Annotated in this window: 3 protein-coding genes; 1 reads left to right on the top strand and 2 read right to left on the bottom strand. The window is 65.6% G+C overall.

Annotated elements, in window-relative coordinates; genetic code table 11:
- Positions 1 to 18 precede the first annotated feature (18 nt).
- Together NMG10_RS25685 and NMG10_RS25680 are read right to left on the bottom strand one after the other, a co-directional pair.
- Entirely contained in the window at positions 19 to 651 is a 633-nt protein-coding gene (locus NMG10_RS25685) for a TetR family transcriptional regulator (protein WP_110734940.1), read from the bottom strand.
- A 122-nt stretch (positions 652 to 773) separates the two neighbouring features.
- Complete coding sequence (locus NMG10_RS25680) at positions 774 to 1,229, bottom strand: phage infection protein (protein WP_203648138.1); 456 nt, start codon at positions 1,227 to 1,229, stop codon at positions 774 to 776.
- A 317-nt stretch (positions 1,230 to 1,546) separates the two neighbouring features.
- On the opposite strand from NMG10_RS25680, the gene NMG10_RS25675 reads away from it, so the two are divergent.
- The gene (locus tag NMG10_RS25675; protein WP_232857678.1) at positions 1,547 to 3,613 is read left to right on the top strand and encodes an AsmA family protein; all 2,067 of its coding nucleotides are present in this window, start codon (positions 1,547 to 1,549) and stop codon (positions 3,611 to 3,613) included.
- The last annotated feature ends 53 nt before the right edge of the window (positions 3,614 to 3,666 follow it).

Raw genomic sequence — 3,666 nt, 5'->3', positions numbered from 1 at the left:
CCGATCTGGGCGAAAGCGTCAGCCGGGATTGCCCAGCCCCTGCCAGTGCCGCGCGCCGACGAAGATGAAGCGCAACTGCTGGGTGATCTTTTCCTGCGGCGTCAGTGCCTGTGGATGACCCGGCTCGGGACTGTCGATCAGTTCGGGCAAGGTGGCGAACACGGTCTTGACCACCAGGTCGGCCATCACCGCCAGGGCGGCGCCGTCCAGGTGCTGCCAGCGCGGCATGCGCGCCAGGTCCGTGGCCAGGTCGCTGCTGATGTCCTGGCGCAGGCGGGCAATGGCCTGGCGTACCGGTTGCGAGCCGCCATATTGCTCGCGGGCAAGGAACAGGAACTGCGCCCGGTGGGCGATGACCACGTCGAGGAAGATGCGCACCGAGGCGTCGGTGATGCCGCCCAGTTCGAATTCATTCTGGCGCACCAGGCGAATGGTCTGGCGGAAGGTGGTGTCCACCTCGGCGACCAGGGCCAGGCCCAGGGCATCCATGTCGGGGAAGTGGCGGTAGAAGCCGGTGGGCACGATGCCCGCGGCCTTGGCCACCTCGCGCAGGCTGATGCTGCCGAAGCCACGGCCGCTCTCCATGAGCAGGCAGGCGGCATCCAGCAGGGCCTGGCGGGTTTGTAACTTCTGTTCGGCGCGCGGCAGCATGGGACAGGATTCTATGACTGTACGACTGGGCATTCTGGATAAAAAAACAAAGCCCGGTCAATGGACCGGGCTTGGAGGGGAGCAGGCGCAGTGGGGCGGGTTGTTGTTTTCGGCCATGGCGATCAGCTCACACGGCTGAGTTCGACCAGACGATCCGAGCCACCTTCGGCTACACGGTTGTTGCGTTCGTTGAGGCGATCGGCGCCACCTTCTGCGACACGGTCATTGCGTTGGATCAGGCGATCGGAGCCCCCTTCGGCGACGCGGTCATTGCGTTGGATCAGGCGATCGGAGCCGCCCTCGGCAACGCGGTCGTTGCGTTCGATCAGGCGATCCGAGCCACCTTCGGCGACACGGTTGTTACGTTCGAGCAGGCGCTCGGAACCGCCTTCGGCCAGGCGGCCTGCGCGTTCCTGCAGGCGCTCGGCGCCACCTTCTGCCAGAGTGTTCAGCGGTTGGCTGACGGCGGCGGCGCTGGAGCGCGATTCAGCGCTCAGGTGCTGGTCTTCGGCTGGCAGGGCGAAGGCGTTGGCGGCAAGTACGGACAGGGTCAGGCTCAGCAGCAGATGGCGTTTCATGATTCGGTGCTCCTCGGGGGGGCTGGAAAGTGGGTACGAAGCCAATGCTACGCCTGGTAACTCCAGAGAAAAGTTCATCAGGATAATGGTAACAATCGACGGGATTGATACTGTGCGCGGAAGGCTCTGAATCAATGTTTTCAGGTGTTTTGCAAGCGCTGAGGCACGCTTGATCCCCGGTAACACTGCCGCTGTCCATGGACGAAAAGCTGAGAAAGGCGTCAGGAAAATCCTGGTTATCATGGCGCACGGATTAAACCCGGCGGTTTTTCATCAGTCCGACATAATGAGTGCCATGCAGTCAGGAGAACCATGCAATGACGCGCCCTGCCAGAATCCTCATCTGGACCTTCGCCACCCTCGCCACCCTGCTGGCGATCCTGGTGGTGGTGATCGCCACTTTCGACTGGAACCGCGTCAAGCCGCTGCTTAACGAGAAAGTCTCCGAAGCCCTGCACCGGCCCTTCGCGATCAACGGCAACCTCGCCGTGCACTGGCGCACCGAGCCCGAGGAAGGCGGCTGGCGCGCCTTCGTGCCGTGGCCGCACTTCACCGCCGAAGACCTCACCCTGGGCAACCCCGATTGGCTCAAGGCGCCGCATATGGTCGCCCTGGAGCGCGTGGACTTTCGCCTGGCGCCGTTGCCGCTGATCGTCCAACGCATCAGCATTCCGCGCATCGACCTGGTCAAGCCCAGCGCCAGCCTTGCCCGGCAGGCCGATGGCCGGGCCAACTGGGTGTTCGATTTCGGGCCCAAGGACGAGAACGAAGAGCCGTCGAAGTGGGTGTTGGACATCGGCGCCATTGGTTTCGACCAAGGCAACGTCAGCTTCGACGACCAGACGCTGAAGACCAGCATGAAGGTGCAGGTCGATCCGCTGGGCAAGCCGATCCCGTTCAGCGACATCGTTGGCAAGGCCCGCGCCGAGAAGGCCGGCAATGCCCAGGACTACGCCTTCGGTTTCAAGGCCCAGGGCCGCTACAAGGGCCTGGCGGTGGCCGGCACCGGCAAGATCGGCGGCCTGTTGGCGCTGCAGGACACCAGCCAGCCGTTTCCGCTGCAGGCCGACGTGCGTATCGGCGACACCCGGGTCGCGCTGGCCGGGACCCTGACCGATCCACGCAACCTCGGCGCCCTCGACCTGCGCCTGAAGCTTTCCGGCAGCAGCCTGGGCAACCTCTACCCGCTGACCGGCGTGACCTTGCCCGATACGCCGCCGTACGCCACCGATGGTCATCTGACCGCCAACCTGCATGCCGCCGAGGGTGCGCAGTTCCGCTACGAAGGCTTCAACGGCAAGATCGGCGACAGCGACATCCACGGCGACCTGGCCTTCGTCGCCAGCCAGCCCCGGCCGAAGCTCTCCGGCAACCTGGTGTCCAACCAGCTGCTGTTCAAGGACCTGGCGCCGCTGATCGGCGCCGATTCCAACAGCGAGCAGAAGGCCCGCGGCGGCGCCAGCAAGCAGCCGGCCGGCAAGGTGCTGCCGGTCGAAGAGTTCCGCACCGAGCGCTGGCGGGCCATGGATGCCGATGTGACCTTCGCCGGCAAGCGCATCGTGCACAGCGAGAAGCTGCCGTTCAACGACCTGTCCGCCCATGTGATCCTCGAGGACGGCCTGCTGCGCCTGGAGCCGCTGCGCTTTGGCGTAGCCGGCGGCAACCTCGATTCCAACATCCGCCTGGACGGACGCAGCGCGCCGTTGCAGGGCCGCGCCCGGCTGACCGCGCGTGGCTTCAAGCTCAAGCAGCTGTTCCCCAGCTTCGCGCCGATGCAGACCAGCTTCGGTGAACTCAACGGCGATGCCGACATCAGTGGCCGGGGCAACTCGGTGGCGGCACTGCTGGGCACTTCCAGCGGGGATCTGCGCCTGCTGATCAATGATGGCGCGATCAGCCGCAGCCTGATGGAGATCGCCGGGCTCAACGTCGGCAACTACGTGGTCGGCAAGCTGTTCGGCGATGAAGATGTGAAGATCAACTGCGCCGCGGCGGACGTCGGGATCAAGGATGGCCTGGCCACCACCCGCTTGTTCGTCTTCGACACCGAGAACGCGATCATCTACATCAACGGCACGGCCAACTTCGCCAGTGAGCAACTGGACCTGAAGATCACCCCCGAGTCCAAGGGCCTGCGTCTGTTCTCGTTGCGTTCGCCGTTGTATGTGCGTGGGCCGTTCGCCAAGCCGAGTGCCGGCGTGCAGGCTGTGCCGCTGGCGCTGCGTGGCGCGGGGATGGTGGCGCTTGGCGTGGTGGCCGGGCCGGCGGCGGGGCTGCTGGCGCTGATCGCGCCGAGCAGCGGGGATGAGCCGAACCAATGCACGCCGTTATTGCAGCAGATGCGCGCCGGCAAGGCGCCAGCGGCGGCCGGCAAAGGTCATTGAAGTTCGTGGGAGCGGGGGGGGGGGGGGCGGGGGGCCCCCCCCCCCCCCCCCGG

The sequence above is a fragment of the Pseudomonas sp. DVZ6 genome (genome assembly GCF_024259445.1).
GTDB lineage: Bacteria > Pseudomonadota > Gammaproteobacteria > Pseudomonadales > Pseudomonadaceae > Aquipseudomonas > Aquipseudomonas peradeniyensis.
This window is presented reverse-complemented; position numbering and strand designations above follow the sequence as displayed.